Origin of the sequence: Pyramidobacter piscolens W5455 (assembly GCF_000177335.1) — a bacterium.
Classification (GTDB): Bacteria; Synergistota; Synergistia; order Synergistales; family Dethiosulfovibrionaceae; genus Pyramidobacter; species Pyramidobacter piscolens.
Genome location: NZ_ADFP01000102.1, coordinates 1 through 14432, shown reverse-complemented (window position 1 = coordinate 14432; position 14432 = coordinate 1). Strand labels below are relative to the sequence as shown.

The 14432-nt window shown below is 61.3% G+C and carries 14 protein-coding genes and 2 tRNA genes; 11 read left to right on the top strand and 5 right to left on the bottom strand.

The window, feature by feature from the left end; genetic code table 11:
• Window positions 1-59: 59 nt before the first annotated feature.
• The 6 genes from pheS to HMPREF7215_RS09335 are packed head-to-tail and all read left to right on the top strand — an operon-like array spanning window position 60 to window position 6972.
• Window positions 60-1103 (top strand): phenylalanine--tRNA ligase subunit alpha, encoded by a 1044-nt coding sequence (pheS, locus tag HMPREF7215_RS09360; RefSeq protein ID WP_009165599.1) that lies wholly within the window; start codon window positions 60-62, stop codon window positions 1101-1103.
• The gene (gene pheT / locus HMPREF7215_RS09355) at window positions 1103-3484 is read left to right on the top strand and encodes a phenylalanine--tRNA ligase subunit beta (RefSeq protein ID WP_009165598.1); all 2382 of its coding nucleotides are present in this window, start codon (window positions 1103-1105) and stop codon (window positions 3482-3484) included. Before pheS ends, pheT begins: the two co-directional genes overlap by 1 nt.
• Window positions 3485-3533: 49 nt before the next feature.
• Entirely contained in the window at window positions 3534-3827 is a 294-nt protein-coding gene (locus HMPREF7215_RS09350) for a hypothetical protein (RefSeq protein WP_009165597.1), read from the top strand.
• 4 nt (window positions 3828-3831) lie between these two features.
• Complete coding sequence (locus tag HMPREF7215_RS09345) at window positions 3832-4119, top strand: hypothetical protein (RefSeq protein WP_009165596.1); 288 nt, start codon at window positions 3832-3834, stop codon at window positions 4117-4119.
• Window positions 4116-4619, top strand: a complete 504-nt coding sequence (locus tag HMPREF7215_RS09340) for a CvpA family protein (RefSeq protein ID WP_009165595.1) — start codon at window positions 4116-4118, stop codon at window positions 4617-4619. Before HMPREF7215_RS09345 ends, HMPREF7215_RS09340 begins: the two co-directional genes overlap by 4 nt.
• 13 nt (window positions 4620-4632) lie before the next feature.
• Window positions 4633-6972, top strand: coding sequence for an endonuclease MutS2 (locus tag HMPREF7215_RS09335; RefSeq protein ID WP_009165594.1), 2340 nt, complete (start codon window positions 4633-4635; stop codon window positions 6970-6972).
• Between the two features lie 147 nt (window positions 6973-7119).
• Here the strand turns inward: HMPREF7215_RS09335 and HMPREF7215_RS09330 are convergent.
• Both HMPREF7215_RS09330 and HMPREF7215_RS09325 read right to left on the bottom strand, forming a co-directional pair.
• A tRNA-Gln gene (locus tag HMPREF7215_RS09330) sits at window positions 7120-7193 on the bottom strand.
• Between the two features lie 17 nt (window positions 7194-7210).
• A tRNA-Arg gene (locus tag HMPREF7215_RS09325) sits at window positions 7211-7287 on the bottom strand.
• 329 nt (window positions 7288-7616) lie between these two features.
• Here HMPREF7215_RS09325 and HMPREF7215_RS09320 point away from each other — a divergent pair.
• The 5 genes from HMPREF7215_RS09320 (at window position 7617) to HMPREF7215_RS09300 (ending at window position 11995) form a co-directional block, all read left to right on the top strand.
• Window positions 7617-8930 (top strand): amidohydrolase, encoded by a 1314-nt coding sequence (locus tag HMPREF7215_RS09320; RefSeq protein WP_009165592.1) that lies wholly within the window; start codon window positions 7617-7619, stop codon window positions 8928-8930.
• Between the two features lie 84 nt (window positions 8931-9014).
• Window positions 9015-9830: a DUF3100 domain-containing protein gene (locus tag HMPREF7215_RS09315; protein ID WP_009165591.1), complete on the top strand. Its 816-nt coding sequence runs from the start codon at window positions 9015-9017 to the stop codon at window positions 9828-9830.
• 24 nt (window positions 9831-9854) lie between these two features.
• Window positions 9855-10298: a hypothetical protein gene (locus tag HMPREF7215_RS09310; RefSeq protein WP_009165590.1), complete on the top strand. Its 444-nt coding sequence runs from the start codon at window positions 9855-9857 to the stop codon at window positions 10296-10298.
• A gap of 237 nt (window positions 10299-10535) precedes the next feature.
• Window positions 10536-11219 (top strand): GntR family transcriptional regulator, encoded by a 684-nt coding sequence (locus tag HMPREF7215_RS09305; protein WP_156797510.1) that lies wholly within the window; start codon window positions 10536-10538, stop codon window positions 11217-11219.
• Complete coding sequence (locus HMPREF7215_RS09300; RefSeq protein ID WP_009165588.1) at window positions 11216-11995, top strand: YdcF family protein; 780 nt, start codon at window positions 11216-11218, stop codon at window positions 11993-11995. The genes HMPREF7215_RS09305 and HMPREF7215_RS09300 overlap by 4 nt, the downstream gene beginning before the upstream one ends.
• A 118-nt stretch (window positions 11996-12113) precedes the next feature.
• Here the strand turns inward: HMPREF7215_RS09300 and HMPREF7215_RS12510 are convergent, their stop codons facing one another.
• From HMPREF7215_RS12510 to HMPREF7215_RS09285, 3 genes are all read right to left on the bottom strand, one after another.
• Window positions 12114-13091, bottom strand: a complete 978-nt coding sequence (locus HMPREF7215_RS12510; RefSeq protein WP_009165587.1) for an HAD family hydrolase — start codon at window positions 13089-13091, stop codon at window positions 12114-12116.
• Window positions 13092-13456: 365 nt separating this feature from the next.
• Window positions 13457-13825: a molecular chaperone DnaJ gene (locus HMPREF7215_RS09290; RefSeq protein WP_009165584.1), complete on the bottom strand. Its 369-nt coding sequence runs from the start codon at window positions 13823-13825 to the stop codon at window positions 13457-13459.
• Between the two features lie 178 nt (window positions 13826-14003).
• Window positions 14004-14432: DbpA RNA binding domain-containing protein (locus HMPREF7215_RS09285; RefSeq protein ID WP_009165583.1), on the bottom strand; the 429-nt coding region annotated here is incomplete at its 5' end.

Sequence of the window (14432 nt, the reverse complement as noted above, 5' to 3'; positions counted from 1 at the left end):
TTTATGAGGCCTGTCTGAAGACGGGGGTCTCAACGGGAACGGACAAGGAGGAAAGGATCATGAGCAGCGAAATCGCTCTTGGAATAGAAAAAATCCGCGGGACGATCGAAAGCGCGTTGAAAGACGGCGCCACGCTCGGATCGCTGAACGACTGCCGCATCGCGGTATTCGGCAAGAAGGGCGCGATGACGGGCCTGCAGAAGATGCTGGGCAAACTGTCGCCGCAGGAGCGCCCCGAGGCGGGCAAGATCATCAACGGTGCCAAAGACGAATTTCAGTCGAAGCTCGACGAGGCGATCGAAAAGCTCGAGCGTCAGAAACTGACCGAGATGGAACTGCGCGACCGCGTCGACGTCACGCAGCCTGCCCGCGGCCGGGCTTGCGGCGGCGCGCATCCCGTCGTGCAGGTGACGATGGACGTGCTGGAAGTTCTTGAAGGGCTGGGGTTCGTGACCGTAACCGGGCCGGAGATCGAGACGGATTTCTTCAACTTCGAAGCGTTGAACATCCCGCCGCACCACCCGGCCCGCGACATGCAGGACACGTTTTACTTCGGCGACGGGCGGTTGCTGCGCACGCATACTTCCGGCATGGAGATCCACGCCATGCTCGACATGGGCGCGCCGCTGCGCGTGGCCTGCCCCGGACGAGTGTACCGCCGCGACAACGACCCTACGCACTCGCCGATGTTCCATCAGGTCGAAGGTTTGGTCGTCGATAAAAACATCTCCGTCGGCGACCTCAAGGGCTGCCTGGAAGCGATGATCCACGGCGTCTTCGGCAGGAAATTGAAAGCCCGCTACCGCGCCAGCTATTTCCCGTTCACCGAGCCGTCGATGGAAGTCGACATCGAATGCTTCAAGTGCGGCGGTTCCGATTGCCGCTGCCAGATCTGCAAGGGCACCGGCTGGCTCGAGATCGGCGGCATGGGCATGTGCCACCCCAACGTGCTCCGTTACGGCGGCATCGACCCCGACGTGTACAACGGCTTCGCCTGGGGCATGGGGCTCGACCGCATCGCCATGCTCAAATACGGCCTGACGGACCTCCGCGCGCTGTTCGACGGCGACGTTTCCTATCTTCTTTCCGGGAGGCATGAATAATGTTGCTCTCCATCAACTGGCTGAAAGATTTCATCGCGCTTGACGCGCCTCTTGAAGAGATCGCCGAGAAGCTGACGGTGACGGGCACCGAGATCGAGTCGATCGCGCGTCCCTGCGCGGCCGTCAGGGGCGTGCGCATCGCCAAAATCGTCGAATGCTCGCAGCACCCGACCAAATCCGGTCTGAAAGTGACTCGCCTCGACGTGGGGGAAAAAGAGTATCCGCTCTGCGTCACCGCGGCGCCGAACGTGAAGCTGGGCGACGTGATTCCCTGGTTCGCGCCCGGCTCGTCCACCGTCGGCGGCGTGGAGCTGGAGTATCGCGATTTCGACGGCTTCAACAGCGCCGGCATGATGGCGTCGGCCAAAGAACTGGGCGTGCCCGATCTGACCGACGTGTACGGCATCCTCGTCCTGCCGCAGGACGCGCCGCTCGGCGCCGATGCCGGCGCGTGGCTGGGGCTGGACGACACGGTCTTCGACATGTCGGTGACGCCGAACCGCGGCGACCTGCTCAGCGTTCTCGGCGCGGCTCTGGAGATTCACGCGCTGTTCCCGCAGTGCGGGCTGCATGTGCCGGAGATTCCCAAGCCCGGCTATGACGGCGAGTGGACGCTGCCGTTCGAAGGGATCTCGCTCGAAAGCGAAGGCTGCCGCGCCTACCGACTCGGCATGGCCGATTCGGTCAGGATCGCGCCGGCGCCGCTTCAGGCCGGCGTGAGACTGTGCATGGCGGGCATGCGCCCCATCAACAACATCGTCGACGCGACCAACTACGCGATGCTGGCCCTTGGCCAGCCGCTGCACGCTTTCGACGCGGCCAGCCTGCCGGGGCGCAACATCGGCGTGCGCGCCGCCCGCGACGGCGAAGAGATCGTCACGCTCGACGGCAAAAAACATCGGCTGCTGCCGTCCGACCTCGTCATCTCCAGCAGCGGCACCGGCGTGGCGCTGGCGGGCGTGATGGGCGGGCTTAACTCCGAAATCACGGAGAAAACCGAGCACGTGCTGTTGGAGAGCGCCAACTTCGCGGCCCCCTTCGTCAGCAAGACGTCGCGCCGCCTCGGCATCCCCAGCGAAGCTTCGTTCCGCTATTCCCGCGGCGTCGATCCACTGCTGACGGAGCGCGCCATGAATTACGCGCTGCATCTGATGGAGCGGTGGGGCGGCGTGCGCGCCTTCTCGCGCAGCCTTTACGCCCAGAACGGCGAGATCCGGCCGGTTCGCGTGCCTCTGACGGCGGAAAAGATGAAGAAGATCCTCGTTTGGGACGACATGGACGGCGCCGAGGCGGTCCTGAAGCGTCTCGGCATCGAAAAAGCGGCCGGCGGTCGGGATAAAGCCGAATACGAAGTGCCGACGCGCCGCTGCGACATCGCCATCGAGGAGGATCTGATCGAGGAAGTCGGCCGCATCCGCGGCTACGACGCGATCGAACCGACGATCCCCGTGCTGCACCGCGCCGGAGCGCTCAGCCCGGCCATGCGGCTGCAGCGTCTGCTCCGTTCCGTGGCGATCGGGCGCGGCTACACGGAGGCGGTGACGCTGAGCTTCATCAGTCCCGACAGCCTGACGCGGCTCCGTTATCCCGAGGCAGCCCAATGCAAGGTCGTGGCCAATCCGATCAGCGCCGACATGTCGGTGATGCGCCCTTCGCTGCTTCCGGGGCTGCTGAACGGCGTCGGCAAAACGGTGCGCGGCGGCTGGCGCGATCCCGTCCGCGTTTTCGAGTTCGGCCGCGTCTTCGTGCCGGAAAACGGCGCTGTCAGGGAAGTGGAGCGAATCGGCGGCGTCGCCTTCAGCGGCAAGGAAAAACGCGCGCTCTACGCCTCCTCGAAAGAGGATTTCATGCTGGTCAAGGGCGACGTGGAAGCTTTGGCCCAAAGCTGCAACGCCGCGCTGACGTTCCGCCGCGCGCAGCGTGCTGACGGACATGCCGGCCAGACGGCCGAGATCCTGTTCGACGGCAAAGTCGTGGGCTATTTGATGTGCCTGAAACCCGACATCGCCGCTCAGCTCGATCTCGACACGCCGCTGTACGCTTTCGAGCTGGACGTGGAACCCTTCATGGAGGCGCGGCTGCCCCGTTATGCCAAAAACAACGCCTATCCGCCGGTCTATCGCGACATTTCCATGCTTGTCGCCGGGGACGTTCCCGCCGACAGGGTGATCGCCGATATCCGCGCGGTCGCCGGCCCGCTGCTGAGCGCGGTGCGCCTTTTCGACGTCTACGAAGGGCAGGGCGTGCCCGAAGGCTTCCGCAGCATGGCCTTTTCGATGGCGTACCGTTTGAGCGACCGCACGCTGAAAGACGCCGAGGTCGAAGAAGAACATAGCGGCGTTCGTTCGGGGCTTGAACAAAAGGGCTACAAACTGAGATAATAAGAAGCAGGTTCTTGCAGAAATACAGAAAACTAAGGAGGAAGAAACGATGACCAATTTATCCGAACTCGATCAGCTCTTGGAGCGCGTTTCCGGCCGCATCGGCGAGTTCGCCGCGTCCAACGCCTCTTTGCAGGACGAACTGGCGAAGGTGAAGAAGCAGCTGGATGAAAAGGAGCTCGACAAGATCCGCGCGCTCAAGGAGAAAGACCGCGCCATCGAGGAGCTCGAGCGGGAGAAGATGAACCTTCAGAAGGAGAAGGAAGCTCTCGAAAGCAAGCTTGACGATATCGTCAAGAGCTTGAAAAACATCCTGCCCGACGCCGGCTTCGAAAGGCGGTAAGAACATGGAGGATAACACCCGGGAGGCAAGAGTCACTCTCGGCACTAAGACCTACCTCCTTCGTACGGCTCTTGAGCCCGAGCAGTTTGACGAAATTGTCGAATTCAGCCGGAAACTGTTTTCGTCCCTCGACCCCAAAGTCGATCAGGAGCGGCGGCTGGTCCTCGGCTGGATGTACATGGCGTACAAGCTGAAGCAGATCGAGGGAAAGCTCGATCTGCTCCTGACGAAATATTATTCTGCCGGCGACAGCGCGCCGGAGAAGAACGAGCGGGGAGAGGGCGCGGAATGACCCTCGTGGACGGATTCGACCTTTGCATGCTGTTGATCGTGGTCTTTTTTGCCGTGAAGGGGATTTTCCGCGGTTTTTCCGGCGAGATTTTTTCCCTGGCCGGCGTCATCGGCGGCGTTTATTTCGGCTTCAAATATGCCGATCCGGTGGACGCCGCGCTCAGGAATTTTTTCGGCTCGCTCAACGCTTCCGTGAGCCGGATGATCGCGATCGCGCTTGTTTTCTTTGCCGTCTGTATCGTCTGCGCGCTGATCGGCAAGCTTTTCCGCGCGCTGCTGTCGATGGTGTCGCTGTCGGCGCTGGACCGTCTGTGCGGTTTTCTGGTCGGCGGCGTCAAGGGCGCGGCGATCGTGATCCTCGTCGTCGTGGCGCTGCAGCATGCCGAGCGCTTTTTGCCCGGCGTGGAATTGAAAGACAGCCGCACGGTGCTGCTTGTCAACACGATCCTTCCCGACATCAAAAACTCTCTCGACGCTTTTTTCCCCAAACAAATCGTATAGTTGGTGATCCAAGTTGAAAATCGACAAAGAGGCGCGGCAGTCGCTCGAAATCGACGACGTCCTCGAGCGCCTTGCCGCGGGCGCGAGAAGCGAACTGGGAAAAAGGGCTCTCGTGCAGCTGGAACCTGCCGCCGACATGCCAAGCCTGATAAGCCGCCAGAATCTGCTGGCGGCTTATTTGAGCTTTACGGAGAGCGGCGGCAATTTCCCGTGGAACGACGCGGTGCAGATCGTCTCCGCAGCGCTGGACGAAGCGCGCCATACGGGGCTGCTGCTGGGGGAGGAACTGCTGAAGGCGCGCGTCCTGCTGACGCTGGCCATGGCCGTCAGGGAATGCGCGCAGACGGCGAAAGAGAGGTTTCCGCCGCTGGTCTGGTTTTATAACCGCATCCGCGAGTTTTCGGACGAGCTCAAACAGCTTTCGGTTTTGAACAGCGACGGCTCGCTGGCCGACGGCGCCTCGCCAAAACTGCGCGAGATCCGCGCCGAACTGGAACAGAAACGGCGCGAAGCGCGCGCCGTGGGCAACGGCTTCCTGAACGGCCCTTCCAGCGGCATGCTCCAGGAGCGCGTGCTTTCGATGCGCGGCGGCCGCTTCGCCGTATTGGTGAAGCAGGCTTTCATCAACCGCTTCCCCGGCATCGTCACCGACAAATCGGCGTCGGGCAACTCCGTCTACATGGAGCCGCACGCCCTCGTCGTCTTCAATAACCGCATCGCGGCGCTGCTGGAGCAGCAGCGTCAGGAAGAGCGCCGCATCTTCGGCGAACTGACGAAAATGCTCCTCGACCGCCGGAACGCCGTCGACGAAGCGGAAACGGCGCTGGCGCAGCTCGACCTGTTCTATTGCATGGACGACCTGATCCATTTCAAGCGCTGGCGCGTGCCCGAGCTGACGAAACGCTCCGAGTTCTGCTTTTACGGCGTGTTCCACCCGCTGCTGGGCGAGCGCGCCGTTCCCATCGACGTCTCCTGCGGCAGAGATTTCCGGGCGCTCGTCGTCACGGGCCCCAATACCGGCGGCAAGACCGTGGCGCTGAAAACGTGCGCGCTGGCCGTGTATCTGGCCTGGTGCGGCCTGCCTGTGCCCGCCGGCGACGGTTCCAGCGTCGGCGACATCTCCGCGATTTACGCCGATGTCGGCGACGAGCAGAGCATCGAACAGAGCCTTTCGACGTTCAGTTCCCATCTGAAACGCATCGTTTCGATGCTCGAAAACGCCGACGCCGATTCGCTGGCGCTGCTCGACGAACTGGGCGCCGGCACCGACCCGCAGGAAGGCGCGGCCCTGGGCATCGCCGTGCTGGAAGAGTTTTTGCGCCGCAAGACTCTCGTGCTGGCGACGACCCATCACAATCCGATCAAACGCTTCGCGACCACCACCCCCGGCGTGGAAGCGGCCTGCGTCGATTTCGACATGAAGACTCTCAGCCCCACGTATCATCTGCTCGTCGGCATCCCCGGCCAGAGCAACGCCCTGGCGATCGCCCGACGCTACGGCATGCCGCCCGGCATCGTCAAGCGGGCCGAAGAATGTCTGAGTTCCGACGAACTGAACGTCGAGCGCCTGATCGGCCAGCTGCAGGAAAAACGCCTGGCCGTCGAGAAGCTTTCGCGCGAACTGGCGCAGGAAAAACAGCGGCTCGACGCCGAAAGGAAAAAACTTCAGCAGAGCCGTTCCGAGACCGAACGGAAACGGGACGAAATGATCCTGAAAGCGGAGCGCGAATCGCAAAAAGTCCTCGACGACGCCGAGGCGAAAGCCCGAACGCTGCTCAAATCGCTGGAGGGCGCGGCCCGCTCGGCCGGGCACCGCGAGATGGCCCGGCAGAAAACGCAGATCGACAAGACCCGCGACACGTCGTCCGTGCGCCAGAACGCCATCGAAGTGCGCCGCGCGCCCCCTGCGCCCCGACTGGCGGTCGGCTCGTCCGTGAAGCTCAGCGACAGCAGCGTCAAAGGCGAGATCGTGGCCATCGACGGCAAGAACGCCGAAGTGCAGGCCGGCGCCATGCGCATCACCGTGCCGCTGGCGAAGTTGACGCCGACATCCGCGCCCCAGGCGCGGCAGAGCGCGGACGAGATCGCCATCGTGCGGCGTCCGGAAGGCGTGCCCAGCTCCATCATGGTGCGCGGCATGCTGGCCGACGAAGCGATCCCGATGGTGGAGCGCTACCTCGATCAGGCCATGCGCGCCGGGTACGGCGAAGTCGCCGTTATCCACGGCCGCGGCGAAGGCATCCTGCGCAAGCTCGTGCACCAGCTCTGCGCCCGTTTGCCCTACGTCTCCGAGTACCGCCTCGGCGACCACTCCGAAGGCGGCTGGGGCGTGACCATCGTGAAGTTCCGCTGATACGCCGGAATTGTTCCCTGCCCGTTCCGCAAAAAAACAGCACAAAAAAACAGGAGCCTCGTCTTGTGGAAAGACTGGGCTCCTGTTTTTCTATCCGTCGAAAGGAAACGACATGCCTCTCCCCGCGGGGGAGTTATTGAACAAAACTGGCTACCCCGCCTGGATTCGAACCAGGATCAAGGGAACCAAAATCCCTTGTGCTGCCGTTGCACCACGGGGTATTTTTTTCGGAAAAAAATGGCGCGCTCGGCGGGACTTGAACCCACAACCTTTGCCTCCGGAGGGCAACACTCTATCCAATTGAGCTACGAGCGCGCGTCATGGAACAGTAGGTAGAATACACCGATTTGCATTATCCGTCAAGAAGAGTCGGCGCGGGAAAAAATGAAGCGCGCGGCGAACTTTGTCGCGTCGGGGGAGGGCGCGCTCTCTTGCGTAACAGCGCACATTTCGTTTTTATATTTCTGATGATTTTATAGTTGACAAAACGAATGCGCTAGATTATATTCGATTTACCTTTGAAGGAAGGCGTCGCAATTGAAGTTGTGTTGCGTCCCGCGGTGTGAAGGCGGCCTCTGTAAAAAGTCGCGGCCTTTTGTTTTTTGCGTCGATTGACGTTCTATGTTTTGAGGGAGGCGTTCTGGTTGGTTGACAGAGAGTCGTTGAAGGAAAGAGTTTTTGCCGCGGTCGACGCGGCGGAGCCGATGGTCCGCGCCTATGCGGAAGACATCGCGGCCAACGCCGAGCTGGGATTTTTCGAAACGCGCACCAGCGCCAAACTGGCCGGGAATCTCGAATCGCTGGGATTGAAACTGAAGAAGGGCATCGCGCTGACCGGGCTTCGCGCCGACATCGGCGAAAACAAGGGGCCAAAAGTGGCGCTGATCGGCGAACTCGACGGCATCGTTTGCCGCAACCACCCGCAGGCCAATCCGCTCGACGGCGCTTCGCACAGCTGCGGGCACAATCTTCAGACGTCGATCGTGCTGACCGCGGCGGCGGCGCTGGTCAGAAGCGGCGTCATGAAGGAGCTCGACGGTTCCGTGGCGCTGATGGCCGTTCCCGCGGAAGAGTTCATCGAGATCGACCGCCGCAAGAAGATGCGCGACGAGGGCACGATCGCCTATCTGTGCGGCAAGCCGGAGTTCGTCCGTCTGGGCGAGTTCGACGACGTCGATATGGCGATGATGATCCACGCGGGCGAGTTCTCCGCGGGGCCGGCGTTTTCCGTCCCCGACCACGGCAACGGCTTCCGCGTGTTCATGGTGCGCTACGAGGGCAAGCAGGCTCACGCCGCCGCCGCGCCCGATCAGGGGATCAACGCGCTTTACGCCGCGGTCGCCGGCATCAACGCCGTTAACGCGCTGCGCGAGACGTTCCGCGACTCCGACCATGTGCGCGTCCACTTCATCATCACCAAGGGCGGCGATTCGGTCAACAGCGTGCCCGACGACGTGCGCCTCGAAGGCTACGTGCGCGCCGGCGACGCGGCGGTGATCGACTCGGTGTTCGCCAAGGTGGAGCGTGCCTTCAAGAGCGGCGCTGAGGCTCTGGGCTGCAAGTTCCACTTTACCAGCATTCCCGGCGACATGCCGCTGGCGGTTTCCGATTCGCTGAACCGGCTTTTTGTCGAAAACGCCGCGGCTCTGATCGGGCGCGACAAGGTGCTGACCGGCTCCTACTTTGCCGCCTCGACGGACATGGGCGATATCTGTCATTTGATGCCCGGCATCCATCCGTCGGCGGGCGGTTCCGTCGGCGCGCTCCATTCCGCGCAGTTCAAGGTGACGGACTTCCATGCGGCGGTGATGGATTCGGCCAAGGCTCTGCTGGCGACGGTCATCGAACTGCTGGCCGACGACGCGGCGAAAGCTCGCGAGATCATCGGCGGCTTCAAGCCCATTTACACGAAAGAACAGTATCTCGCGGCCATGGACGCCCGCTTCTCCGAATATTAGGTCGTGCCCGAGGGGCATGTGCCCTTCGGTTGAGCTTCGGCTTTATCTCTCCACGTTCTCTATTTCAGAAGGAGGCTTTTTGGTATGGAAACTGTCGGCAAAGCATTGAGAAACTGGAAGATCCACGCACTGGCGCTGGCCCTGTCGGTCGTCGCCGAGCTTATCGGCGGCAAGACGTTCGACGTCGGCCCGGCCAAGCTGGTTCTGGTGCCCATGTTCTACTCGTTCATTCTGGGCGCGGTCATCAGCCTGCCCAAGATGAAGCTCCTTTCCATGGACGACATGATGCAGGTCTCGTCGCTGGTCGGCGTGACGTTCTTCCTGCTCATGGCCCGCTACGGCACGCTGGTCGGACCCAGCTTCTGGAAGGTCGTCCATTCGGCTCCCGCGCTTTTGCTGCAAGAGTTCGGCAACCTTGGCACCGCCCTGCTGGGCGTTCCCTTCGCCGTGCTGCTGGGGCTGCGCCGCGAAGCCGTCGGCGCCGCCTTTTCCAACGCGCGCGAGTCGAGCGTCGCGCTCGTCGGCGAAAAATACGGCATCGACTCTCCCGAAGGACTGGGCGTCATGGGCGTGTACATCACCGGCACCGTCTTCGGCGCCCTGTTCTGCAGCTTCATGAGCTCCATCATCGCCTCGACGATCTCCTGGTTCAGTCCCCAGGCCCTGGCGATGGCCTGCGGCACCGGCAGCGCCAGCATGATGACGACCTCTTTGGCGCCGCTTGTGGCGATGTTCCCCGACCTGAAAGAAGAGCTTACGGCCTTGGCTGCCTCCAGCAACATGCTCTCCGGTTTGGACGGCCTGTACATGTCGGTCTTCATCGGTCTGCCCATGACCGAATTCCTCGTCCGCCTGTGCGGCGTGAAGGACGCTCCGAGCAAGCCCGGCGCGCAGAAGTAGTCCAGAAGAAGGGAGTATACGACCATGACTAATGTACAGCTTGTCCTTTTCATGCTCATCGATACGTTCCTGAGCGTCGTCGTCAATATGATGCAGGGAGTCGCCCTTGCCGACACGCTGCTGGGGATGGCGGTGCTGCTCGGCATCGTCGCGGTCGGCGTGATCATCCATAAGCTGATCCCCTGGAAAGGTCTGCCCGCGGTCGCTTACATTACGACGCTGGGCTGTATCGTGACGATCCCCGATCTGCTGCCCGGAGCGGCGTTCATCAGCAAGGCCGCCGGCAAGATCGGCTTTGTCGGTCTCTGCACGCCCATCCTGGCCTATGCCGGGCTGGCGCTCGGCAAGGACATCGACCTTCTGAAAAGACAGGGACTGAGGATCATCCTCGTCGGGCTGATGGTCTTCGTGGGAACGTTCCTCGGTTCCGCGATTATCGCCGAAGCGGTCCTCCGTTTCATGAAGTAAAAGAAGCGGGGCAAAAAAGCCGCCTCGTTGTCGCGCACGGCACGGCAACGGGACGGCTTTTTGTATGGAACGGCCATGAAAGAAGTCTTGGGAAGCGATCGTGTGACATTTATCAGGAAAACGCCGCCTTTTCGGCGTGACTTCGTGCAGATTTCATGATTGCGGCGACTCGATGTTTTTTGTATAATCATAAATAAAGGTTGCAAAGCTTTGCTTCTATATGATGGGGTGATGATCATGTACAATCCGCTTCATCCGGCGAAGAACATGGATCTTCGTCAGATCGTTTACGAAAAGATCAAGCAGGCTATTGTGAGCGGTATCATCAAGCCGGGGGAAAAGCTTTCCGAAGTCGAGCTGGCGGAAAAGATGGCCGTGTCGCGGACGCCGGTGCGCGAAGCGATCCGCCAGCTGGCGAAAACTTCGCTGGTGACGCTGACGCCGCGCAAGGGGGCTTACGTTTCTTTGCCGTCGATCAGCGACGCGGGGGCGCTTTACGAGCTGCGCGAGGACTTGGAAATGTTTGCGGCGGCGCTGGTGTCGGTGAATCCTCCGGAAAAAGAGCTGAAAGAGTTTCTCGAAATTTTCAAACACATGGGCAACGATACGGACCCGCAAAAGTATTTGGAAGAGGATCGCCGTTTCCACGCCTTCCTGTATCAGTCGTCGGGCAACCGCTTCCTGATGAATTCTCTGCAGGAACTGGTGGATGTGATCAATCTGTATCGTCCGTATTCGCTGGGCGACACCGAATACATCAGGCATCTTGCCGAAGGGCACGTGGAAATCATCGAAGCGCTTCTGGACCGCGACGAGAAAAGGGTGCGCGAGGCCATGAGGGCCCACATACGCATGAGCCGGGCGCGCCTCGAGGCTTACTTGAACACGCATACTTCCGAACGTCTTCCGCTCCGCCCATGAGCCAGTGGTCTTTCTTTCAGTCGACGCTGATCATCGCCCTCCTGTCGCCGCTGGGGCTTTTCCTGGCGGCGTCGTTCTTTTTGCTTGTGATCCCGGCGGGGAAGTGGCCCCCTAAGCGGCGCCTCCTGTTGGGGCTGCTGACGCTGCTTTTCGCTTTTTCGTGCACCGATTTCTGCGGCAAAAAAATGCTTGCCTTTTTGGAAGCGCTGACGCCCGAAGCAAGGGGGGAACGTCGCGGCCGCCCGGCCGTCGTGCTTGTGCTCGGCGGCGGCGCGGTCGCCGAAGGGCAGACGTATCAGCCTTCCGTTTCTTCGCAGCGGCGTCTGCGGAAAGCAAGAGAAATCTTATCGTGTTGCGGAGACGGGAAGCTCCTGCTTTCGGGCATCGAGTCGCCGTTGATGGCCCGTTGGCTGCGGGCGTCGCTGCCTCGGGAAAAGGTGCTTCTGGAAACTCGCTCTTTGAATACCGAGGGCAATCTGCGCGAAAGCGCCGTTCTTTTGAGAAGGCTGTATTCCGACGAGCGTTCACGCCCGCAGGTCTTTCTCGTGACGGACCGTTTTCATATGGCGCGGGCTTGGCGCTGGGCGAAAAAATTTATGCCTGATTTCGAGGTCGTCCCTTCGCCTGCGCCCAGCCTCGTGCGGGACGCGCCCTGGCATCCGGTGAACTTCGTGCCGACCTGCCGGGGGCTGGAGCTGACCTCGATGGCCTGGCGCGAAACGCTGGCGCTCCTGAGGGACTGGTGCCGTTCACACGATGAGAAGCAGGATCAATAAAAGCGGGAAGTTTGCGGCCGCGCACGGAACGTGCCGAAACTTCCCGCTTTTTGCGTTTTTTCGTTCCGGCGGCGCGAAGCGCGCGAGAAGGCTCCGTTCGGGCGGAAAACGGTCATGTCTACTCTCGAGGGGAAATTTCCTCTGCAAAATCTTCGACGCTGCCGATGGAGGAGAGCGGGCGCCCAGCTTCGCCTCTGTCGATATGCAGCAGCGGATAGCGGGCGGCGAATACGGACCTCAATACCCGCGCCGCGGGCATTTCCAGCCAGGAAGGGGAAAACAAAACCTGCTCCCGCAGCTCTTGCGCCCCCAATTTGCGCGCGGCGCCCGCCGACAATCGGCCGAGCCCCGAGGCGGCCAATTCGCCGAGCTTGCCGAGGGTTTGAAACGACAGCGGCGTATCGACATTGACGGTCTGTTCGTGCATCCTTTCCAGTTTTTGCCGGCCGCAGCGCCGCGCAAAGTCGTGATACTCCCAGGGGACGAGCGTCCCTCCGTCAAGGAAACTGCCGGCAAGGCCGCGCATCGTGGGGAAAACGGCGTCGGCCAGCGCGGCGCATTCACGGTCGGAACAGTTGTTCACGAGAACGCAGCGCATCCCGGCGCGCCGCGCGCCGAGCAGTTCGTAAAGGTAATCGCCGACGACGAGGCACTGAGAAGCCGGCACGCCGATGGACTGAGCCGCATCGGTCAGCGCTCGCGGGTCCGGCTTGACGTAGCGGGCTTCGCGCCCGAAAGTCTGCGGCGGCAGCGTGAAACCGATGCTTTGAGCGGCACGTTCGATGGATTCGCGGCAGTTTCGCGACAATACGCACCATGGGATGCGGCGTCCGTCGAGCAGGCTGATGAAATCGAAAGCGCCGGCGACCGCGGCGGAACGCGCGGCGCCTCGCATCTCTTCGTCTCTGATGGCGTTCATGAGCTCCGTTTTGAGAGGTTCTTGCATCTCCGCCGCCGCCTCCAGCAGAGGCACGCGCCGTCCGCCGAAATATTTTTCCCGGATCGGGGTAAAATCGAGCCTGCTCTCGGCAATGACGCCGTCCCAGTCGAGAATGACCCCGCGGATCTGATCGAGATGGATATAGGGAGAACCCATTGTCTCACTTCCTGTTTGTATCGAAATTTTTCATACGCCGTTGGCGCTGAATATAAAAAAAGAGGGAACCCCCTGAGAGTTCTCTCTTTTCGATAAACTGGGCCCACAGTGCCGTGTCGCGGCAGTCTTGACCCGTTCCGCTAGAAATGGAAGATTGCCCGACCGCCACGACGGCCGCGGCTTCTCTTCACCGGACGACAGGTGTTGGCTCAAGACGAAAGCCAAGATCACGAACACCGCAGGTAGACTTTATCATTACGAAAAGTATAGCACAGCTTGTGAACAAAGCAAGCTGTTTTTAGCGGTTTGAGGCGCCGTCTTTCGCATTTTTTTCGCCGTTGAAAGCAAAACGGCGCCCCAAACGTTCATGCGTCCTCTTTGGAGGCGACGATCCCGTCGACGTGATGCAGCTGGTATTCGGTGAGGATTTTCTGTTCGATGATCCGTCCCGTGCCGTGGCAGTCCTCGCATTCGCGCTCTTCGACGCCGTAATCGATGCTGCCCAGGCCGCCGCAGGATTTGCAGACGCGGACTTTCATCGTTTCCTTGTCGAAGGAAAGATTTTCGCTCAGGCTGTCGAGCGTGAACTCCTCCTTGAGCGTCTTGACGAGAATGCGCCCCGTGCCGTTGCACTCTGAGCAGTTGAAACGGTTGCCTTTCAGATCGATGCCGAAGCCCAACCCCTTGCACTTTTTGCAAATGTGAATTTTCATAGTTTCCGGATCGAATTCCATGGAAAAAAACCCCTTCCCGAAAGATATACGCTCCCGTCGGCGGAAATGCGACGATCGCGCAGCTTCTTCTTGATAATTCCCGTCCATTATACTCGCTGGGGACGCTGAAAATCAAAACGGAAGAAACAAACGGGAGCCGTTTTCGCTCTAAAAAGCAAAACGGCTCCCGTGCTTTTGTTCAGGCGTCGCGCCCGTATCGAGGACGGCGCTCCGAAGTGCGCTCGAAATTCCTTTTGCCGAGACGTTCGCCGGAACGATCGAAGCGCCGCTCGCGGCGCGCTCCGCCCAGCCTGGGCTCGCCGGAAGCTCCGGAGATCAGGCCGCGGTCGATCAGCCGCCGCCGTCCGCCGTCGTCGAGGCTGGCGATCGCCGCGGGACTCAGCTCCACCTCGGTGTGCGAATCGCGCATTTTGATGTTGCCGATCTCGTCACGGCTGACGCCGAGCGCCGCGCACAGAGCGCCGAGAATGCGGCCGACGGACCATTCCTGATCGTTCCGCCCCTTGGCGATGCGAATGGAAAGTCCCTGGCCGCGGAACCGCGCCCGTTCCGCGCCGATGCCGCGCCGCTCGCCGTCGAAGCGTGGACCGGCGCGCCCTTCACGGCG

Bases quoted from the DNA above. Each gene is read 5' to 3' on its own strand.
- pheS (WP_009165599.1), top strand. From the start codon at position 60: ATGAGCAGCGAAATCGCTCTTGGAATAGAAAAAATCCGCGGGACGATC.
- pheT (WP_009165598.1), top strand. From the start codon at position 1,103: ATGTTGCTCTCCATCAACTGGCTGAAAGATTTCATCGCGCTTGACGCG.
- HMPREF7215_RS09350 (WP_009165597.1), top strand. From the start codon at position 3,534: ATGACCAATTTATCCGAACTCGATCAGCTCTTGGAGCGCGTTTCCGGC.
- HMPREF7215_RS09345 (WP_009165596.1), top strand. From the start codon at position 3,832: ATGGAGGATAACACCCGGGAGGCAAGAGTCACTCTCGGCACTAAGACC.
- HMPREF7215_RS09340 (WP_009165595.1), top strand. From the start codon at position 4,116: ATGACCCTCGTGGACGGATTCGACCTTTGCATGCTGTTGATCGTGGTC.
- HMPREF7215_RS09315 (WP_009165591.1), top strand. From the start codon at position 9,015: ATGGAAACTGTCGGCAAAGCATTGAGAAACTGGAAGATCCACGCACTG.
- HMPREF7215_RS09310 (WP_009165590.1), top strand. From the start codon at position 9,855: ATGACTAATGTACAGCTTGTCCTTTTCATGCTCATCGATACGTTCCTG.
- HMPREF7215_RS09305 (WP_156797510.1), top strand. From the start codon at position 10,536: ATGTACAATCCGCTTCATCCGGCGAAGAACATGGATCTTCGTCAGATC.
- HMPREF7215_RS09300 (WP_009165588.1), top strand. From the start codon at position 11,216: ATGAGCCAGTGGTCTTTCTTTCAGTCGACGCTGATCATCGCCCTCCTG.
- HMPREF7215_RS12510 (WP_009165587.1), bottom strand. From the start codon at position 13,091: ATGGGTTCTCCCTATATCCATCTCGATCAGATCCGCGGGGTCATTCTC.
- HMPREF7215_RS09290 (WP_009165584.1), bottom strand. From the start codon at position 13,825: ATGGAATTCGATCCGGAAACTATGAAAATTCACATTTGCAAAAAGTGC.